Annotated in this window: 17 protein-coding genes; 11 read left to right on the top strand and 6 right to left on the bottom strand. The window is 66.1% G+C overall.

Going from position 1 to position 18,418, the window contains the following annotated elements; genetic code table 11:
• Window positions 1-73: 73 nt before the first annotated feature.
• A complete protein-coding gene (locus tag CH268_RS20900) occupies window positions 74-748 on the bottom strand; it encodes a helix-turn-helix domain-containing protein (RefSeq protein WP_094665785.1) in 675 nt (224 codons plus the stop codon).
• 102 nt (window positions 749-850) lie between these two features.
• Here CH268_RS20900 and CH268_RS20895 point away from each other — a divergent pair, with 102 nt between their 5' ends.
• Window positions 851-1,621, top strand: coding sequence for an SDR family NAD(P)-dependent oxidoreductase (locus CH268_RS20895; protein ID WP_094665772.1), 771 nt, complete (start codon window positions 851-853; stop codon window positions 1,619-1,621).
• A 22-nt stretch (window positions 1,622-1,643) separates the two neighbouring features.
• Here CH268_RS20895 and CH268_RS20890 read toward each other — a convergent pair whose 3' ends face one another.
• Window positions 1,644-1,946: a CD225/dispanin family protein gene (locus tag CH268_RS20890; protein WP_052057009.1), complete on the bottom strand. Its 303-nt coding sequence runs from the start codon at window positions 1,944-1,946 to the stop codon at window positions 1,644-1,646.
• A gap of 194 nt (window positions 1,947-2,140) precedes the next feature.
• Here CH268_RS20890 and CH268_RS20885 point away from each other — a divergent pair, with 194 nt between their 5' ends.
• From CH268_RS20885 to CH268_RS20865, 5 genes are all read left to right on the top strand, one after another.
• Complete coding sequence (locus CH268_RS20885; RefSeq protein ID WP_094665784.1) at window positions 2,141-4,414, top strand: carbon starvation CstA family protein; 2,274 nt, start codon at window positions 2,141-2,143, stop codon at window positions 4,412-4,414.
• Window positions 4,415-4,585: a YbdD/YjiX family protein gene (locus CH268_RS20880; RefSeq protein WP_072692145.1), complete on the top strand. Its 171-nt coding sequence runs from the start codon at window positions 4,415-4,417 to the stop codon at window positions 4,583-4,585.
• A 57-nt stretch (window positions 4,586-4,642) separates the two neighbouring features.
• Window positions 4,643-6,109 (top strand): AlkA N-terminal domain-containing protein, encoded by a 1,467-nt coding sequence (locus CH268_RS20875; protein WP_094665771.1) that lies wholly within the window; start codon window positions 4,643-4,645, stop codon window positions 6,107-6,109.
• Window positions 6,109-6,603 (top strand): methylated-DNA--[protein]-cysteine S-methyltransferase, encoded by a 495-nt coding sequence (locus tag CH268_RS20870; RefSeq protein ID WP_174557298.1) that lies wholly within the window; start codon window positions 6,109-6,111, stop codon window positions 6,601-6,603. The genes CH268_RS20875 and CH268_RS20870 overlap by 1 nt, the downstream gene beginning before the upstream one ends.
• Before the next feature lie 70 nt (window positions 6,604-6,673).
• On the top strand, window positions 6,674-7,900 hold the full coding sequence (locus CH268_RS20865; RefSeq protein ID WP_094665770.1) for an AI-2E family transporter: 1,227 nt from the start codon (window positions 6,674-6,676) through the stop codon (window positions 7,898-7,900).
• A gap of 6 nt (window positions 7,901-7,906) precedes the next feature.
• On the opposite strand, the gene CH268_RS20860 is transcribed toward CH268_RS20865, so the two are convergent.
• Together CH268_RS20860 and CH268_RS20855 are read right to left on the bottom strand one after the other, a co-directional pair.
• On the bottom strand, window positions 7,907-10,927 hold the full coding sequence (locus tag CH268_RS20860; protein ID WP_094665769.1) for an AAA family ATPase: 3,021 nt from the start codon (window positions 10,925-10,927) through the stop codon (window positions 7,907-7,909).
• On the bottom strand, window positions 10,924-12,114 hold the full coding sequence (locus tag CH268_RS20855; protein WP_094665783.1) for an exonuclease SbcCD subunit D: 1,191 nt from the start codon (window positions 12,112-12,114) through the stop codon (window positions 10,924-10,926). The genes CH268_RS20860 and CH268_RS20855 overlap by 4 nt, the downstream gene beginning before the upstream one ends.
• 123 nt (window positions 12,115-12,237) lie before the next feature.
• On the opposite strand from CH268_RS20855, the gene CH268_RS20850 reads away from it, so the two are divergent.
• Both CH268_RS20850 and CH268_RS20845 read left to right on the top strand, forming a co-directional pair.
• Window positions 12,238-13,404, top strand: a complete 1,167-nt coding sequence (locus CH268_RS20850) for a DNA recombination protein RmuC (RefSeq protein WP_094665782.1) — start codon at window positions 12,238-12,240, stop codon at window positions 13,402-13,404.
• Between the two features lie 20 nt (window positions 13,405-13,424).
• Window positions 13,425-14,531 carry a DUF6542 domain-containing protein gene (locus CH268_RS20845; protein WP_027498129.1) on the top strand — a complete coding sequence of 369 codons (1,107 nt, stop codon included), beginning with the start codon at window positions 13,425-13,427 and terminating at the stop codon, window positions 14,529-14,531.
• Window positions 14,532-14,561: 30 nt separating this feature from the next.
• Here the strand turns inward: CH268_RS20845 and CH268_RS20840 are convergent, their stop codons facing one another.
• Window positions 14,562-15,569: a 4-hydroxy-3-methylbut-2-enyl diphosphate reductase gene (locus CH268_RS20840; RefSeq protein ID WP_027498130.1), complete on the bottom strand. Its 1,008-nt coding sequence runs from the start codon at window positions 15,567-15,569 to the stop codon at window positions 14,562-14,564.
• A gap of 96 nt (window positions 15,570-15,665) precedes the next feature.
• Here CH268_RS20840 and CH268_RS20835 point away from each other — a divergent pair, with 96 nt between their 5' ends.
• Genes CH268_RS20835 through CH268_RS20825 form a run of 3 tightly spaced genes read left to right on the top strand, consistent with a single transcriptional unit; the run spans window position 15,666 to window position 17,778 of the window.
• On the top strand, window positions 15,666-16,280 hold the full coding sequence (locus CH268_RS20835) for a lipid droplet-associated protein (RefSeq protein ID WP_032365329.1): 615 nt from the start codon (window positions 15,666-15,668) through the stop codon (window positions 16,278-16,280).
• Window positions 16,277-17,539, top strand: a complete 1,263-nt coding sequence (gene xseA / locus CH268_RS20830; RefSeq protein WP_048316038.1) for an exodeoxyribonuclease VII large subunit — start codon at window positions 16,277-16,279, stop codon at window positions 17,537-17,539. Before CH268_RS20835 ends, xseA begins: the two co-directional genes overlap by 4 nt.
• A 14-nt stretch (window positions 17,540-17,553) precedes the next feature.
• The gene (locus tag CH268_RS20825) at window positions 17,554-17,778 is read left to right on the top strand and encodes an exodeoxyribonuclease VII small subunit (protein WP_027498133.1); all 225 of its coding nucleotides are present in this window, start codon (window positions 17,554-17,556) and stop codon (window positions 17,776-17,778) included.
• Here CH268_RS20825 and CH268_RS20820 read toward each other — a convergent pair.
• Window positions 17,775-18,344 (bottom strand): DUF4245 domain-containing protein, encoded by a 570-nt coding sequence (locus CH268_RS20820; RefSeq protein ID WP_027498134.1) that lies wholly within the window; start codon window positions 18,342-18,344, stop codon window positions 17,775-17,777. The two genes, CH268_RS20825 and CH268_RS20820, sit on opposite strands and share 4 nt — an antisense overlap.
• Window positions 18,345-18,418: the final 74 nt, after the last annotated feature.

Here is an 18,418-nt window from a genome sequence, read left to right as displayed (position 1 = left end):
ACACCTCAGCTCGAAAGCGCCTAACATACAACACAACTCGTTGATCATGAACCGGATGGTTCACCGATCCGAATTACACCACCCCATGGGGCACTATCAATTCGGCGACCTCGTGATCGCTCCACCATTGCTCGAAACAAGGCTCGGTCGAACGTAATTCGTCGATCAGCGCGGTCAACTCCGAATCCCCTGGCCTTCGAGCAAGATCGCGGCGCAGCGCGGCAACCGAGGCCGCCGCGAACTGCGACCAATTGACGATTCGCTCGCGCGCGATGGGATTGCGAAATAGGTAGTGGAACAGCGAATCCCCGGCGGACGATTGCAGACTCAACACCGCACGAACCAGCGCATTGCTGGCCAAGATGGTTCCCGAGCGCCCGAGCAGTAGCACCGGCACGTGATCGAGCGCCCGCATCACCTGGAGTAATCCCGGATCCGGTCGCTCCGGGGCGCTGCCGACCGGCACAGCCGGAGATGCGAGATCGAGCAGGTGCGCAGACTCCACCTGGTCGAGTTTCAACGCCCGAGCAATTGCCAGCAGCACCTCGGGTGAGACGTTGGCTTGGCGACCCTGTTCGAGCTTGCTGTAGTAATCCGGGCTCACTCCGGCCAGCGCTGCGAGCTCTTCGCGCCGCAGGCCCGGTACCCGTCGCGCACCGGGATAGATCGGCACTCCCGCCTCGGCTGGAGTGATGCGGTCGCGTCGATCACGCAGAAATGCGCTCAGCGCCGACCTGTCGTTGTTCACGAAATCCACAGTAGCCACGCGAGCGATGGCCAACCTGGTCATGACAGACCTAGGTCGAACGACGCCTGGTCCGCTCGATTCCGCGACCGTAGACATGGTGTCATGACATCTTCCAGTTCCACACAACTCCATGGACGCACCGCCGTCGTCACCGGATCGACCAGTGGGATCGGTGCGGCCATCGCGCTCACCCTCGCCGACCACGGGGCGAAGGTGGTCGTCAGCGGCCGCGACGCCGAGCGCGGCAAAGCCCTGGCGGCCCGCATCTCGGAAGCCGGCGGCACAGCGGCATTCGTCGACGTCGATCTCGCCGGCAGCTACGAAGAACTTCGCGAGTTCGCCGCCCGCACTACCGACACCCTCGGCGGCCGCGTCGACATTCTCGTCAACAACGCCGGTATCTATCCGGCCACCGCGACAGCCGATCTTCCCGACGATCAGCTCGACGCCATGCTCGCCGTCAACGTCCGAGCACCGCACGTGCTCGTCGGTGAGCTCGCACCGGCCATGGCCGAGCGCGGCAGCGGAGTCATCGTGAACATCGGGTCGTGGATGGCCACGATGGGCAGTCCGTTCGCTGCGATGTACTCCGCCACCAAAGCCGCCGACGAGCAGCTCACTCGTAGCTGGGCCGCCGAGTTCGGCCCACGCGGTGTGCGAGTGAACGCCCTCGCGCCCGGAGCCACTCTGACTCCGGGCAACGAGGATGCACGCCAGGTACTCGACGCCATGACGGCCGGAACCCCGGCAGGCACAGTGCTGTTGCCGCAGAACATTGCCGACGGTGTGCTGTTCCTGGTCTCGGACGATGCCGCGATGGTGCACGGAACCACGCTCTACGTCGACGGCGGTATTTCGGTCACCCGCGGGTGATCAGCACACCGCCGTCGACCCGTCACATGTTCGAGACGACCAAGCCGATGAACGCCAGGTAGAGAACGATGAAGACGCCGAAGATGATGAGGGACAGCTTGCCGAAGAACGCCGCGCGCTGCGACGAGTACTGCGCGCCTTGGACATCGCCCATCGACCACAGTGGATGGACTTTCAACGCATGATTGAACGCGGGGATGGCCAGTGGCCAGAAGAAGATGACTGCCACCACTGCCCACCCTGCGTTCGACGCCGGCAGCACCGGCGCGAAGGGCTGCGCTGCTGGAAAGGTCTGCTGATGAGTTTGCTCGTACGGTCCCGACATGTGGTGTTCCCCCCGAATGAATGAAGTGATGACACCCGGTACGACGCAGCCCAGGACCATCCGGTTCCAGGCCGCCGCCACTCGGCGCACACGAATGACCGCCGGGCGCATCGCGAAGTGTCGATTCGAGGACGTGCAAGTGCGTCACGCATAGGGTGATCGCAGTCACACCTGCGACCATGGAGACCCCACACATGTCACTGAAAGCGGCCGACGATCCACACGTCGAATTGCTGAAGACAGACCCCGACCTACCACCTGTCGGAGTCGTCGATTCCCATCCCATGACGCCGATCAAGCGTCTGATGCTCGTCGTGATCGGCCTGCTCGGCGGCGTCGCCTGGACGATCATCGCCATCGTCCGCGGCGAGAATCCCAACGCAGTCTGGTTCGTCATCGCCGCGGTGTGTACCTACATCTTCGCGTTTCGCTTCTACGCCAGACTGATCGAACGCAAGATCGTCTTTCCTCGCGACGACCGAGCCACGCCCGCCGAGATCCTGGAGAACGGCAAGGACTACATGCCGACGGACCGTCGGGTGCTGTTCGGCCATCACTTCGCCGCAATCGCGGGAGCGGGCCCCCTCGTCGGACCGGTTCTGGCTGCCCAGATGGGCTACCTGCCCGGCACCATGTGGATCATCATCGGCGTCGTGTTCGCCGGGGCCGTCCAGGATTTCCTGGTGCTGTGGATCTCGACGCGCCGCAACGGCCGCAGCCTCGGCCAGATGGCCCGTGACGAACTCGGAGTAGTCGGCGGAACCGCCGCGCTGATCGCGGTGTTCGTCATCATGATCATCCTGATCGCGGTTCTTGCTCTCGTCGTCGTCAACGCGCTCGCCGAAAGTCCGTGGGGCGTGTTCTCCATCGCGCTGACCATCCCCATCGCCCTGTTCATGGGTGTGTACCTGCGCTACCTGCGGCCGGGCAACGTCACCGAGGTCTCGCTCATCGGTGTCGTCCTGCTTCTGCTCGCCATCGTCGCCGGCGGCTGGGTCGCCGAAACCGAATGGGGCACAGACTGGTTCACCCTGTCCAAGGTGACGGTCGCCTGGCTGCTCATCGGCTACGGCCTGCTCGCCTGCATCCTGCCGGTGTGGCTGCTGCTCGCCCCGCGCGACTATCTTTCGACGTTCATGAAGGTCGGCACCATTGCGCTGCTGGCCGTCGGCATTCTCATCGCGCGCCCCGAGATTCAGATGCCCGCCATGACGAGCTTCGCCACCGAGGGCAATGGACCGGCATTCGCCGGATCGCTGTTCCCGTTCTTGTTCATCACCATCGCCTGCGGCGCGCTGTCGGGCTTCCACGCTCTGATCTCCTCCGGCACCACGCCGAAGTTGCTCGAGAAGGAAAAGCAGATGCGCATGATCGGCTACGGCGGCATGCTCACCGAGTCGTTCGTCGCCATCATGGCGCTCATCACCGCGTGTGTCCTCGATCAGCACATCTACTTCGCGCTGAACGCACCGGCGACGCTGACCGGCGGTACTCCCGAGACCGCGGCGGAGTACGTCAACGGTTTGGGATTGAGCGGCGGCGACATCTCGGCCGGTGAATTGAGCCAGGCCGCAGCCGATGTGGGCGAGGAGTCGATCATCTCCCGTACCGGCGGCGCTCCGACGCTGGCGTTCGGTATGTCCGAGGTTCTGCATCAGGTGTTCGGCGGAGAATCGCTCAAGTCGTTCTGGTACCACTTCGCGATCATGTTCGAGGCACTGTTCATCCTCACCACGGTCGATGCAGGCACCCGCGTCGCACGCTTCATGCTCTCCGACAGTATCGGCAACCTGCCCGGAGCCTCGGCCAAGAAGTTCAAGGACCCGTCGTGGCGTCCCGGTGCATGGATCTGCTCGCTCATCGTCGTCGCAGCTTGGGGCGCAATCCTTCTCATGGGAGTCACCGACCCGCTCGGCGGCATCAACACCCTGTTCCCGCTGTTCGGTATCGCCAATCAGTTGCTCGCCGCGATCGCGCTGACGGTGGTCATGGTCATCGTCGTCAAACGAGGTCTCTACAAATGGGCGTGGATCCCCGGCATTCCGCTCGCCTGGGACCTTATCGTCACGATGACGGCCTCGTACCAGAAGATCTTCTCCTCCACCCCGGCCATCGGTTACTGGACGCAGCATTCTCAGTTCCGTGACGCGAAGGAGCAGGGCCTGAGCAGCTTCGGCAGCGCGAAGACCCCCGAGGCCATCGACGCGGTCATTCGCAATACGTTCATCCAGGGCACGCTGTCGATCATCTTCGCGGTACTCGTCCTGGTTGTCGTCGTCGCCGGAGTCATCGTGTGCGTCAAGGCCGTTCGCGGAGCTGATCTGCCGGACAACGAGGAGCCGGAGGTGCCGTCGAAGATCTTCGGTCCTGCCGGATTCGTCCTCACCCCCGCCGAGAAGCAGATCCAGGCCGAGTGGGACGAACTGATCGATGCGGGCACCGTCCGACGCCCCGGGTCGGCGCACTAGATGCGCGGGCTGTGGTGGTGGATCACCTCGGTGATGGGTGATCACGATTACGACCGCTACGTCGCGCATCTGGCCCGGCACCACCCGGGCCAGGAGCCACCGACCGTGCGGCAGTACTGGAAGGACCGGCACGCGGAAGCGGACCGAAACCCAGGGGCTCGATGCTGCTGACACGGTGCTGTCCGATTTCCGCTAGCACTGGCGGGATCGCGCTGACACAGTAGGAGCATGAGCAGCGAACGGCAGGTGCAAGAACTGGACTTCGATCGGTGTTATCGCGCGGTCTCCTCGCGTGACGCACGGTTCGACGGCCAGTTCTTCACCGCCGTCTCCACCACCGGCATCTACTGTCGACCTTCCTGCCCGGCGCGCACCCCCAAGCCCGGCAACGTCTCGTTTTTGGCCACGGCAGCAGCGGCCCAACAATCCGGCTACCGCGCCTGCCGCCGTTGCCAGCCCGACGCCACCCCCGGTTCCCCACGATGGAACATCCACTCGGATCTCAGTTCTCGTGCGATGCGGCTGATCTCCGACGGAGCCGTCGAGCGCGGGGGCGTGGACGGCCTCGCCAGCACCCTCGGCTACTCGAGCCGCCAACTGACTCGCGTTCTGACGGCAGAAGTGGGTGCCGGGCCGCTCGCGTTGGCTCGCGCCCATCGCGCGCATACCGCCCGCACGTTGATCCAGACCACCGACATGTCGATGGCCGACATCGCCTTCGCCGCCGGCTTCTCGAGCGTCCGCCAGTTCAACGACACCGTCAAAGAGGTCTTCGCGGTCGATCCGACGACCCTGCGGCGAGAAGCGCACCGCTCGGCCGTACCCACTGCGGGTGGCACCGTCACGTTGCGCCTGCCGTACCGCCCGCCGCTGGACCGCGGCTGGGTCGAGTGGTTTCTCCGAGGCCATGTGGTCGAGGGCATCGAATCGTTTTCCGACGACGGCGAATACGTGCGTTCCGTGCAGTTACCGCACGCTGCCGGACTGGTGGCACTGCGCATCCTGGACGGATTCGTCAGCGCCGCACTGACTCTGCAGGACATGCGCGACCTCGCTCCGGCCGTGGCCAGGATTCGACACCTGCTCGATCTCGACGCCGATCCGCTTGCCGTCGACGAAGCCCTACGCGCCGACCCCCAACTCGCACCGAGCGTCGACGCCCATCCGGGTATCAGGGCCCTCGGGGTCGTCGACGGGGCGGAGATGTTGCTGCGCACCGTCATCGGGCAACAGATCTCGCTGAAGGCAGCGGCCACCCACACCGCCAGGCTCGTCGACGCGCTCGGGGCACCACTGGATTTCGGCGACGGACGCGTCGGACGGCTGTTCCCCGACGCTGCCGTCATCGCCGAACGCGGCCACGAGGTCCTCACCGGCCCGGCGGCTCGGGTCCAGACCGTCATCCGCGTCGCCGACGCCATCGCGTCGGGAACGGTGACATTGCACCCCGCGCGGGAGGGCCCCGATCTGGAACGAGAACTGCTCGAGCTCAAGGGAATCGGACCGTGGACGGCCCGCTATGTCGTCATGCGACTGCTGGGTGACCCCGACGTTCTGCTCGACACCGACCTCGTCGTCCGGCAAGGCGCACAGGCGCTGGACATTTCGCTGAAGAACTCCCAACGCTGGGCACCGTGGCGCTCCTACGTCTCGATGCACCTGTGGATCACCGCACTGGAAAGAAGGCAGGCATGATGGCCACCTCCGCAACGCAGGACACCCCAATCGGTCCGTTCACCACCATCGTCGACGCCGATCAGCGCGTGCTGGCGTCGGGCTGGACCGCCGATGTCGAAGAACTCCGAGTGTTGATCCATCCGACGTTGCGACCCACCGATGTCCGCTCGGCCACCGACCTCGGTGCCGTCACCGCAGCTGTCGACTCCTATCACCGCGGCGACGTCGACCGCATCGACGACATCGACGTCGCACAACGATCGGGCGAATTCCTGATGCACGCCTGGGACGTGCTGCGCACTGTCGAACCCGGAGCGCCGGTGACGTACTCCGCTTTCGCGGAACTGTCGGGACGGCCGACGGCGATTCGCGGTGCCGCGTCGGCGTGCGCGCGCAATGCCGCCGCCCTGTTCGTACCGTGCCACCGAGTGGTTCGGATCGGCGGTGCGCTCGGTGGATTCCGTTGGGGACTGCCGACGAAGAAGTGGCTGTTGGCCCACGAGGCGCTCTGACCGACACCGCGTCGGAGTGGGACGTTAAGGTTCTTCACGAACCGCCACCCGCCGAATGTGAGGACCCACCGTGACCGAATCGGCAGTTCCCGGCAGTACTGCGAAGCCCGCGAAGTCCGGACGAGATCGCGGGGACCTCATCGGAATCGGTGGCCTCTGGCTGGCGAAATGGTCGCTCATCCTGATCTCCATCGCGGCCGGCGCGTGGGTGTTCGGTTGGCTGATCGGTCATCTCTGGGTGATTCTGCTACCGGTTCTACTCGCGGTGATCGTGGCCACGGTTCTGTGGCCACCTGCGAAATTGATGATGCGCCTTGGCTTTCCGCCTGCGCTGGCGTCGTCCGTGTCGCTCGTGGTGTTCTTCGTCGTGATCGGCGGGGTCATCACTCTGATCATTCCGTCGGTGGCCGAGCAGGCTCCCGAGTTGGTCGATCAGGCGTCGGGCGGCATCGGTCAGGTGCAGGACTGGCTCAAGGGTCCTCCGCTCAACATCGGCGACGACCAGATCGACAATGCGGTATCGGCCATCGTCTCGCGGCTGCAAGACAGCGGCGACGTCATCGCGACCGGCGTGTTCAGCGGCGTCTCGGCAGCCGGTTCCATCCTCGTGACCCTTGCCCTGGTGCTCGTGCTGTCGTTCTTCTTCGTCAAGGACGGCCCGAAGTTCCTGCCGTGGCTGCACGGATTCTCCGGCGGCCGCGCGGGACGCCATCTCGGCGAAGTCCTCTCCCGCATGTGGGTGACGCTGGGCGGTTTCATCCGGACCCAGGCCATCGTCAGCTTCATCGACGCGTTCTTCATCGGGCTCGGATTGGTGATCCTCGGTGTCCCGCTGGCATTGGTGCTCGCCACCCTGACGTTCCTCGGTGGCTTCATCCCCATCGTCGGTGCGTTCGTCGCGGGCGCTCTCGCTGTGCTCGTCGCATTGGTGGCCAACGGTCTGACGACCGCGTTGATCGTGCTCGCGATCATCCTCGCGGTGCAGCAGCTCGAAGGCAACGTGCTGCAGCCGATCCTGCAGAGCCGCAGCATGAATCTGCATCCAGCGATCGTGCTGCTGGCCGTCACCGGAGGTAGCTCGCTGTTCGGGATCATCGGCGCGTTCCTCGCAGTGCCCGCTGCCGCGGTGGCTGCTGTGCTGATTCGCTACGTCTCCGAACAGATCGACGAGCGATCTAACGAGCCCGATCAGGACGAGCTCGAGGATCAGATCCCCGCACCCGAGGGACTGACCGACGAACAGGCCGGCCTCGAGGACGAGGACGAGGACGACAGGGCTGCGCCGGGGAAGAAGTAGCCCCGATCAGGACGAAACGACCTGCAATGTCGAGCCCGCGCGTCCACGCTTGACGTAGAGGCGGCTCGGAATGCGCTGACGCATTTCGTCGACGTGACTGACGACTCCGACGACGCGGCCGCCCGCACGTAATTCGTCGAGCACGGCCATCACCGATTCCAGCGTGTCCGCATCCAGCGTGCCGAACCCCTCGTCGATGAACATGGTGTCGAGAACGACCCCGCCGGATTCGGCGGCCACGACATCGGCGAGACCCAGCGCGAGCGAGAGCGACGCCAGAAACGCCTCGCCGCCCGAGAGCGTCTTGGCCGAACGCACCACACCGGTGTAGTCGTCGCGGATGTCGAGACCGAGCCCACCCCGTTTTCCGCGGACGCCGGCCTCGTCGGAGTGCACGAATTCGTAACGACCGGAGGACATCCGACGCAAGCGTGCCGATGCCGACTCGGCGACGTCCTCGAGACGGGACGCAAGCACGTAGGACCGCAGCGACATCTTGCGTGCATTCTGCCCACGCCCGGCGACCACATCCGCCAGGTTGGCGAGCTCGTCGAACTCGGCGCGTTGCGGCGCGATGGCCGCAGCCGCGACGAACAGTTCGGCGACCAACCGCTCGAGATCGTCCGCGCGTCGGCGACACTCGGCCACCTCCCCCGCGGCAACCTTCGCCTCGCCGTCCAATTCGGCGAACCGGGCACGCAGCGGATCCAGGTCGATCGGCGGTTGCCCGCTCTGGGCGACGATGCCGGGTTCGAGCAGCACGTGTTCGGCGTGTGCCCGACGCTCCTCTGCCAGACGAAGCTCGGTCTCGATCTGCTCGACGCGGTCCTCGGTGAGAACGGCATCTGCTGCTGCATCGGCGGAATCGAAGTTCGATGCCGATACCCGTCGATCCAGTTCGCCGCGCAGCGCGGCGTGCTGCTCGCTGGCGTCGAGCCAGGCGATTCGCGCTTCCTGCAGTCGGCGGGCACCGTCGATCAGCTTCTCGCACTCGGCAATTCGCTCGGTCAACGATGTGCCTTCGGCAATTTCCTCGGCTACCGACGCTCGCATCTGCGCCACCGATCGCTCGGTGGCTGCGATGCGTTCGTCGAGCGCGCTGCGCCTGGCGACGAGATCCTGCAGCGTGACCGCCAGCGCATCCGACTCGGCGCGCAGCCGGCGCAGCTCGGTCGTCGCCGGGTCGAGGTCGGCGGCCCTCGCTCGGGCGTCTCGGACGGCAGTGGTCGCCGCATCGAGGGTGTGAGCAAGCTCCGCGGCGGAGGCTCCGCCCGTCCGGTCGTGCAGCAGATCGACCGCACGACTGGCGTCGGCGACGGCCGCGATCGACCGTTCCAGCTCGGCTGCGCACTTTCGCTCCGCGGCAGCGGCCTTGTCCTCCTGCGCTTTCGTGACGGTCGACGTCGCGGCAGCCGCCGGATTCGGGTGTTCGGCCGACCCGCATACGACACAGGGCGCACCGGACTCGAGGCGGGCCGCCAGCTCTGCGGCCATGCCGTCGATGCGGCGTTCGCGCAGCTCGAGCAAGTGTTCCCAGGCGCTGTTGCGCGCGGTTGCGGCACGGTCCCTGACGCGTTCTGCCTCGACGAGAACGGCTCGGGTCCGCACCAATTCGAGGGCCGACTCGGCGGCCGCCTGAGCGCGGGCGCACCGCTCGTCCAGTCCCGGAAGCTCGGCAGCGGCCGCAGCTGCGCGGGCCACCCGCGCTTCCACAGCGGCGAGGGTCTCGGGAAGTATCGCCTGTTTCGTCGTCGTGCGTTCGATGGCAGCAACGGTCTCGGCACGCTGTCTGCGCTGTTCTGCGAGCTCGGCGTCCAGCCGGTCGGCCTCACGGGCTGTCCCGAGCAGCGACTGCAGCCGTGCGACATCGGTGGTCCATGCTCGTACGAACTCGGCAACCACTGCTCGCTCGTCGGCCGGATCGGTTCGTAGCGGCGGCCACTGCAGTGCGTCGTGGAAGCGCCTGCCCTCTGCGGACGTCGGCAGTGCCTGTTCCGCGGCGGTCAGCGACGTGGTGGCCGCATCTGCGGTGGTGGCGGCAAGGCGCAGATCGGCGACGGCGTCGGCGATGGGCCCCGCAGCGGCAGAGTCGGCCAGTTCCGCGCGTCGCGTTGCTCGGGCGGCTTCGCCGTCCCGGTACTGCGCGAGTTGCTCTTCGGCGATGGCGCGTCGGCGCTGCAGGTCCAGGGCGCTGATGGCCTCGGCCAGCGCGGCGGACGCACGCCCGGCTGCCGCGTCGACCAGCACCGCACGACCCTGGGCGAGAGTTCTGTTCTGCCGTGCACCGTCCAGAACCCGTGCCGCCCATTCGAGGGGATCCTGGGCCTGCTCACCGGGCGCGGCGTCGTCGGTGGACGGCTCGGGTACGCCCGCGGCCTGGGACACTCTGCCCAGCATGATGTCGATGGCCTGGTCGGCGTCGGCAAGACCGGCGGCCAATTCTCGACGCCGCTCAGCGAACCATTCCTCCACGTCGCCGAATCTGCCTGTGTCGAAGAGTCTTTCGAGTAGGTTTCCTCGCTCGTCGCTGTCTGCTCGCAGAAACTTCGCGAACTCGCCCTGCGGCAACAACACCACTTGAAAGAACTGATCGGCACTCATTCCGAGCAACCCGTTGACCGCGTCGCCGATCTCGTTGAGCCGCGTCAAGTTCTGCCCACGCCCATCGAGCCACGTGAGACTCGCCTTGGCATGCTGCTTGGTGGTGCCGGCAGTCCTGAGCTTGGGGCGCAGAAACTCCGGACTGCGCACGATCCTGATTCGTCGCCCACCGAGCGTTGCTTCGAGGGTCACCTGCGGGACGGCACCTCTCGCGGCGTGGTCGGACAGCAGCCTCTTGCCCTCCCGCCGTGCTCCGGGAACGGTGCCGTAGAGCGCAAAGGCAACGGCGTCGAGCACTGTCGTCTTCCCGGCTCCGGTCTGGCCGTGCAACAGAAACAACCCGTCGGCTCCCAGCGCGTCGAAATCGACCGTCTCCGTTCCCGCGAAGGGGCCGAAGGCGGTGATCTCAAGTGAGTGCAGCCTCATGCAGCGCCGCGGTCGACGGTGCTCGCCGGTGTGCGCGTGGATTCGGCCTCGCGCTGCACGGAAGCAAGAGCGCGCTCGAAGAGCGCGGACTCGGCTGCGGTGGGCGCGCTCCGCATGTCCGTCAGGAACGACGTCGCAATCTCGAGGTCGCTGCGGCCGCGGACACGATCGCGATACCGAAGCCCCCCGTCGTCTTCGGGTCGACGCCACTCGAGATGGATCGCGTGCCGAAAACGCTGTTGCAGCAACCGCATTGCATCGACAGGACGTACCTCGTCGGTCAGCACTGCCGAGACGTAGTGGTCCTCGTATTCGGAAAAGGCTGCGTGAGTGGTCAATTCCTCGACCGTGCCCTCGATGCGGGCGAGACCGCGAACCACCGGTAAGTCCACTCGATCGACGCTGCCGAGCCCGTCGGCGTCGAGTTCGAGAATCCACACGGCCTTACGGTGCGAGCGTTCGCCGAACGAGTAGGGCAACGGGGAGCCGGAGTACCGGACCCGCTCGGTGAGTGTCTGCGGAGAATGCAGATGACCCAGGGCCACGTAGTCGACGCCGTCGAATGCCGATGCCGGTGCGGTTTCGATTCCCCCGGACGAAATCGATCGCTCCGAACCTGTCGCTTCGCCGCCGACGATGAACGCATGCGCGAGGACGACGGACCGAACATGTTGCCCTGCTTCGTCTCTCGCTGCGAGGTCGGCGCGCACCAGGTCCATGGCAGCATCGAGCACCTCGGCGTGCGTCCGTGCCGCCGGAACGTCGAGTTCGACTCGGGTGGTCTCGGGCTCGAGGTACGGAATGCCGTAGAACGCAACCGATCCGTGCTCGTCGTCGACGACCACCGGGGTCGCGACGCTGCCGACCTTGGTCATCAGATGCAGTCCGCCGGCCGAGGCGAACGCAGCTCCGGCACCCAACCGAGCGGGCGAATCGTGATTACCCGACGTCGCGACGATGACGGCTCCGGCGGCTCTGATCGCTTCGAGTCCGCGATTGCAGACCAACACGGCATCCGCACTCGGCACGGCGCGATCGTAGATGTCACCCGGGACGACGACCACGTCGATCGACTGTGCGGCAACCAGTTCCGCGATGGACTCGAGCACTGCGCCCTGATCGGCCAACAGGTCGACACCATGAAAGGTGCGACCTATGTGCCAGTCCGAGGTGTGCAGGATTCTCATGTCGACGACGCTATCGGCAACCACCGACAAACTATTCGAGGCTCGTCGGCCTGTCGGGCGTGAGCATCGCCCCACAGCTCGTCTCGCCCGAACTTGTCGGTGGCGTGCTGCATCATCGGCACCATGAACATTCTCACCGCGCTCGGCCTGCTCGTCGCACTCGCCATCGGCGGCGTGGTGGGGTGGCTGTTGCATGCCTCTCGGGTGGGTGATCGGGCCGTACGAGCGGAGGCACAGCTGGCGGCTCTACGCCAGAACGAGGCGCTGCTGCGCCAGTCGCTGAGCGCGGTGAACGAGGATTCCGCGCGGCGCAATTCGACGGTCATCGGCCAACAGGTGTCCCATCTGGTGGAGCCACTGCACGACGCCGTCGACGCCCTGGCCGAGCACGTGCGAGAAGTCGAGCACCACCGCATCAGGGCGTACGCGGGCCTGTCGGAACAGGTCACCGGAATGCATCGCGCGTCGATGCAGCTCTCCATGCAGACCGGACAACTGGTCACCGCACTGCGCGCACCGCAGATCCGAGGTCGGTGGGGCGAGATCCAGCTCGAACGGGTCGTCGAACTCGCCGGAATGGTCAAGCACTGCGACTTCGACACTCAGGTGAGCAAGGACGGCTTTCGACCCGACATGATCGTTCGCCTCGCCGGCGATCGGCAGATCGTCGTCGACGCCAAGGTGCCGTTCGCGGCCTACCTCGACGCCGCGCAGGACGAAGAACCGGGTGCTCGCGACAAGCATCTGCGCCGCCACGCCAGGCAGTTGCGCACCCACATCGATCAACTGGCCGACAAGGCCTACTGGGAGGCGTTCGAGCCGACGCCGGAGTTCGTCGTCCTGTTCGTTCCCGGCGACCCGTTTCTCGACGCAGCGCTGACGTCGGATACGAGCCTGCTGGAGTACGCCTTCGGCCGGAACGTGATTCTTGCCACCCCGACCACTCTGGTCGCTCTGCTGCGCACCGTCGCGTACACCTGGAAGCAGGAGTCGATCGCCGAGGACGCGGCGCGGATCCACCAACTGGGCCGCGAACTGTACGGCCGCATCGGAATCGCCTCGACACATCTCGACAAGCTCGGAGCCCACCTCGGCAAGGCCGTGGAGTCCTTCAACTCCACCGTCGGGTCGGTCGACAGCAGGGTGGGTGTCACTGCACGCAAGCTGCACGAGCTCGAGCTGTTCGACGCCGAACCGGTGGAGATCGCGCGCGTGGACGAGCGTCCCAAGCTGTCCGATTCGTCCCGCTACCGGCACGACTTCGGTCATGTCAGCGATGCAGTGGGCTGAACTACGGCTAACCTCGAGGGGTGTCTACCTCCCAACGTGCCCGATCCGGGGTACCGCTGGATCACCGATCCATCCTCGCGACCCTGCCCGGCGTACCAGCGTGGGGTGCCGTTGCGATCGCCGCAGGGCTGACTTTTCTCGGGTTTCTCATCGACGCCGCGCGTGGAACCGAGCTGACCGGTGCGTTCGCGTTCCTCTACATCCTCGGCTGCATCGCCGCGGTATTGCTGGTCCGCTACCGCGGACTGTTCACCGCGATGGTCCAAGCCCCGTTGATTCTGTTCGTGGCAGTGCCGCTGTCGTACCAGTACTTCACCGACAACGCGGGCACCAGCCTCAAGGACATCATCCTGAACGTGGCGATTCCGCTGGTCAACCGATTTCCATTGATGCTGCTCGGCACCCTCGTGGCCGTCGGCCTCGGTGCCGTACGCATCGTGCTGAAGCGGCAGAACACGCACGCGCCCGCAGTTCGACGCAGCACGAAGACCGCCGACACCGCTCGGCGTCGCACGAAATCGGAAGACGCCCCTCGTCGAAGCACCAAGGCCGGCGACTCCGCTCGCCGGAGCCCGACCTCCGAGGACGACACACTCACCCGGGCACAGCGGCGAGCGCAGGAAGACCGTCCGTCGCGCGCACGTAGCCGTCGAGCTGCGGCGGACCGTGACGACGTGTCCGCGGTCGAGGCCACCGATATCGTGCCCGAGCCGTACGTGGGCCGCCGAGGAACCTCTCGCGCCGCAACCGACTCCGGTGCCGCGCCACGACGGTCGGCAACAACCCCCGGGGCGACGCCCGGATACGCACGTCAGGCGAGTCCGCAGCCCGAGTACCAGAGGCCCTCCCGCTCCCACGCCCAGTACCCGCAGGATCGCACGCCCCCACCCGGCGTAGCGCGCCCGTCGCGGCCCCAGCCGTCCGAGGCACCGTATTCGACGGAACCTCGCCGGGAGCGTTCACCTCGGGTTCAGCCGCCGCGGGACGCCGTCGATCCGTACTCCAGCAGCGCTCGGCACACAGTCGAACCGGTTGTGAACGACGCGCCGCCGAACGTGCGCCGTGACGACATTCCTCCGCATCCGGTGCCGCAGGTTCGGTACCGCGACCGCCACGCCGACGACTGACCCCACCGATACCGGTCGGTCATGGACCGGTCAGCGTGCGGGGCGCAGCTCGCGGGGCAAGGAAAAGACCAGGGTCTCGTTCGCGGTGGTGACGGGCTGCACGTCCGCGTATCCGTGCTCGGCGAACAGGTCGATGACGCCCTGAACCAGGATCTCCGGCACGGACGCTCCCGACGTGATGCCGATGGTCTCGACGCCGTCGAGCCACGCCAAGTCGATCTCTTTTGCGTAGTCCACCAGGTAGCTGGCCCGTGCGCCGGCACCGAGGGCGACCTCGACCAGGCGCACCGAGTTCGACGAGTTCTTCGAGCCGACGACGATCACCAGATCGCACTCCGGTGCCATCGCCTTCACCGCGACCTGACGGTTCTGCGTGGCGTAGCAAATGTCGTCGCTCGGCGGATCCTGCAAGGTCGGAAAGCGCTCCCGCAGCTTCGCGACCGTCATCATGGTCTCGTCGACGCTCAGCGTGGTCTGCGAAAGCCAGATGACCTTGTTCTCGTCGCGCACCGTGACGCTGTCCACCGACTCCGGGCCGTCCACGAGCTGGATGTGCTCGGGCGCCTCACCTGCGGTGCCCTCGACCTCCTCGTGGCCCTCGTGGCCGATGAGCAGAATGTCGTAGTCGTCTCGGGCGAACCGCTTGGCTTCCTGGTGCACCTTGGTCACCAGCGGGCAGGTCGCGTCGATCGTCCGCAGGTTCCGCTCAGCGGCAGAAGTGTGCACCGCAGGCGAGACACCGTGCGCCGAGAACACCAGCAGCGAACCCTCGGGCACCTCGTCGGTCTCCTCGACGAACACCGCACCGCGATCGGACAGCGTCTCGACCACGTGCTTGTTGTGCACGATCTCCTTGCGCACGTACACCGGCGCACCGTGCTGTTCGAGTGCCTTCTCGACGGTCTCGACGGCGCGATCCACGCCCGCGCAGTAGCCACGCGGCTCGGCGAGAAGCACTCGCTTACCCCCGGCATGCGCGGTCGTGTGCGAGCCGGCGGAGTGTGCGATACCAAGATTCAAAGGAACGGCCGAAGACATACCTCCCAGGATACGTGTATCGCAGCAACCGGGTCATTCCGCAGGCCCTGGCCTGTCGGCTACCCAAAGACGACGACTTCGGGCAGTCTGGTGTGCATGACTCGACTCCCCTTTGCGGCGCGGGTGGCTGCAGGCGTCGCCGTGACCGTCGTGGAAGAGGCCCGCAAGCTTCCCGGTTCCGCGTTGATGTTGCCGATGACCGTCGTCAGCGAGGCGTTGGCGCGCGGCATGCGGCTGCAGCAGCAGGTGACAGCCCTCGCCATCAAGGGCGATTTGGTCATTTCGACTCTGCCGGTGATCGGAACTCCGCGCGAGGAGCAGCCGTCGTGGGCGAGTTTCGACGAGGACGAGGACGACGCGTTCCCGGCCACGTCGAGGTTCGACTCCGCAGCAGTCACCGATGACGTCGATGTTCCCGACGCACCGGTGGCCGAGCCCATCGCCGCGAACGGACGATTCGCTCTCTACTCGACGCCTCCGCTGGACGAACCGGTGCAGGACACGTCGGCGAAGCCCGCAGCAGCTGCGAAGCCCGAGATCGTCGAGATGATCGACTTCGACACCCTTGCCCTGGCTCAGTTGCGCGCACGGCTGCGCACGCTGTCCATCGAGGATCTGGAAACCCTGCTCGAGTACGAGAACGCGACGTCGGCTCGCGCACCGTTCCAGACCATGCTCGCCAACCGAATCACCACCGCCAAGGCGAAGTGAGCACTCCCCCCACTCAGTCCGGCCCCGCTCCATCCGGTGCGAGTACCGCCGAACAACCATGGCCGGTGCGCACCGTCGCGATGAAGGTCGCCGGGTGGATCGACAAACTCGGCAGCATCTGGGTCGAGGGTCAGCTGACGCAGATCAACGCCCGCCCCGGCACGCGCACGGCATTTCTGACTCTGCGTGATCCGTCTGCGGACATGTCGTTGTCGGTGACCTGCTCGCCGCAGCTGCTGGATCGTTCGCCCGTTCCACTGACCGAAGGCGCGCGCGTCATCCTCTACGGCAAGCTGTCGTTCTTCACCGGCCGCGGCACCATTTCGCTGCGCGCCACCGATATTCGCGCTGTGGGTGTCGGCGAACTACTGGCCCGCATCGAACGGCTCCGGGCTCTGCTGGCGGCCGAAGGACTGTTCGACCCGCGACTCAAGCGTCCGCTGCCGTTCCTGCCCGGCACCATCGGGCTCATCACCGCCCGTGCCAGCGCAGCCGAGAAGGACGTCCTCACCGTCGCGCAGAGGCGTTGGCCTGCAGTGCGATTCGAGGTACGGAACACTCCGGTCCAGGGTCCACAAGCGGTGCCGGCAATCCTGGACGCGTTGAAGGATCTGAACGACGACCCGCGCGTCGACGTCATCGTCCTCGCCCGCGGCGGCGGTAGCGTCGAGGATCTGTTGCCGTTCTCCGACGAGGCACTGTGCCGAGCCATCTCACGGGCGACGACGCCGATCGTCAGCGCCATCGGACACGAACCCGACAGTCCCCTCAGCGATCACGTCGCCGACCTGCGCGCCGCCACCCCCACCGATGCCGCCAAGCTCGTGGTGCCCGACGCCGTCGCCGAACAAGCGTTGGTCGCGGAACTGAAGGCCAGAAGCGCTGCAGCGCTCCGCAATTGGGTGGAACGGGAGGCGCGCGGGCTGGAGATGCTGCGGCATCGACCCGTGTTGGCCGATCCGTTGGCGGCCCTCGAACAGCGTCGCGAGGAAGTTCGGCGACTCGCCGAGGCAGCTCGCCGCGACGTGCAGCGCGAGCTGACCACCCAGGACACGCTCGTCGAACATCTGCGGGCGAGGCTGTCGACGCTGGGGCCTGCTGCCACACTTGCCCGGGGCTATGCCGTCGTACAGCGGGTGGTGCCGGGTGCAGATCCCGAGGTACTACGTTCGGTCGAGGACGCGCCGCCGGGTACACAGATCAGGGTGCGGGTGGCCGACGGTGCCGTCACCGCCGCAGTAATGGGCCGAGTGAAATGACAGAGGGAGACTCGATGAGCGAGAACGAAGACAAGCCGGTGTCCGAACTGGGCTACGAGGAAGCCCGCGACGAGCTGGTCGGCGTGGTGAAGATCCTCGAGCAGGGCGGGCTCGACCTCGACGCTTCCCTCGCCCTGTGGGAGCGCGGCGAACAACTGGCGACGCGCTGCGAAGAACAACTGGCGGGCGCACGCAAGCGCATCGAGACCGCGCTGGCGAGCACCGAGAACGACAGCTAGGGCGCGAGCGGTTCAGTGGCCTCGACCGCAGCCGCGAGAGTGGTGAATTCCTCGGTGTTCGCCGTGCCGCCCAACAGGATTCGCACGTCACCGAAGTCCGAGACCCAGTAGGTGCGCGAGCCTTCCTCGCCGTACACGACCCAGTCTCGACCCGAGACGTTCTGCGCGCCCGACGCGTACACCGTCTCCCCGGCCACGAACGGCACCACCAGTTCCTCGGACGCGGCCGTCTGAGTCAACTGCAGGTACGCACCCGATCCGGTGATGTATCCGACAGTCGACGCCGCTCCACCACTGTCACCGGAAATGGTCGCGCGGCTCCCCGAATTGGGCGTCCATTCCTCGGGAACGACCGGATTGCGCACCGGGAACCCTATTTCGGCCGCGTCGTACTGCAGTGCCGAGTTCACGTCGAAGTTGGGAATGGGTCCCTGCTTGGGTCCACCCGGGCTCAACGAGCACTGACTGGCCACGCCTGCGATCAACAAACACGCAATGACCAGCGGAATCAGCGACCAGACCATGTCGCGGTTGTTGTTGAGAATCCGAGGTTTGCTGTTTGCCACATCTCCAGTATCCCCTCTGTGCGGCAGTGCTCGGTCGGCGCGTACCTCACAGTCGACCCGACCCCACCGCGGGC

The organism is Rhodococcus sp. 06-1460-1B, assembly GCF_002258475.1.
In the GTDB taxonomy this organism is placed as follows: domain Bacteria; phylum Actinomycetota; class Actinomycetes; order Mycobacteriales; family Mycobacteriaceae; genus Rhodococcoides; species Rhodococcoides fascians.
The sequence above is the reverse complement of the archived record's forward strand: the minus strand, read 5'-3'. Positions and strand labels throughout refer to the sequence as shown.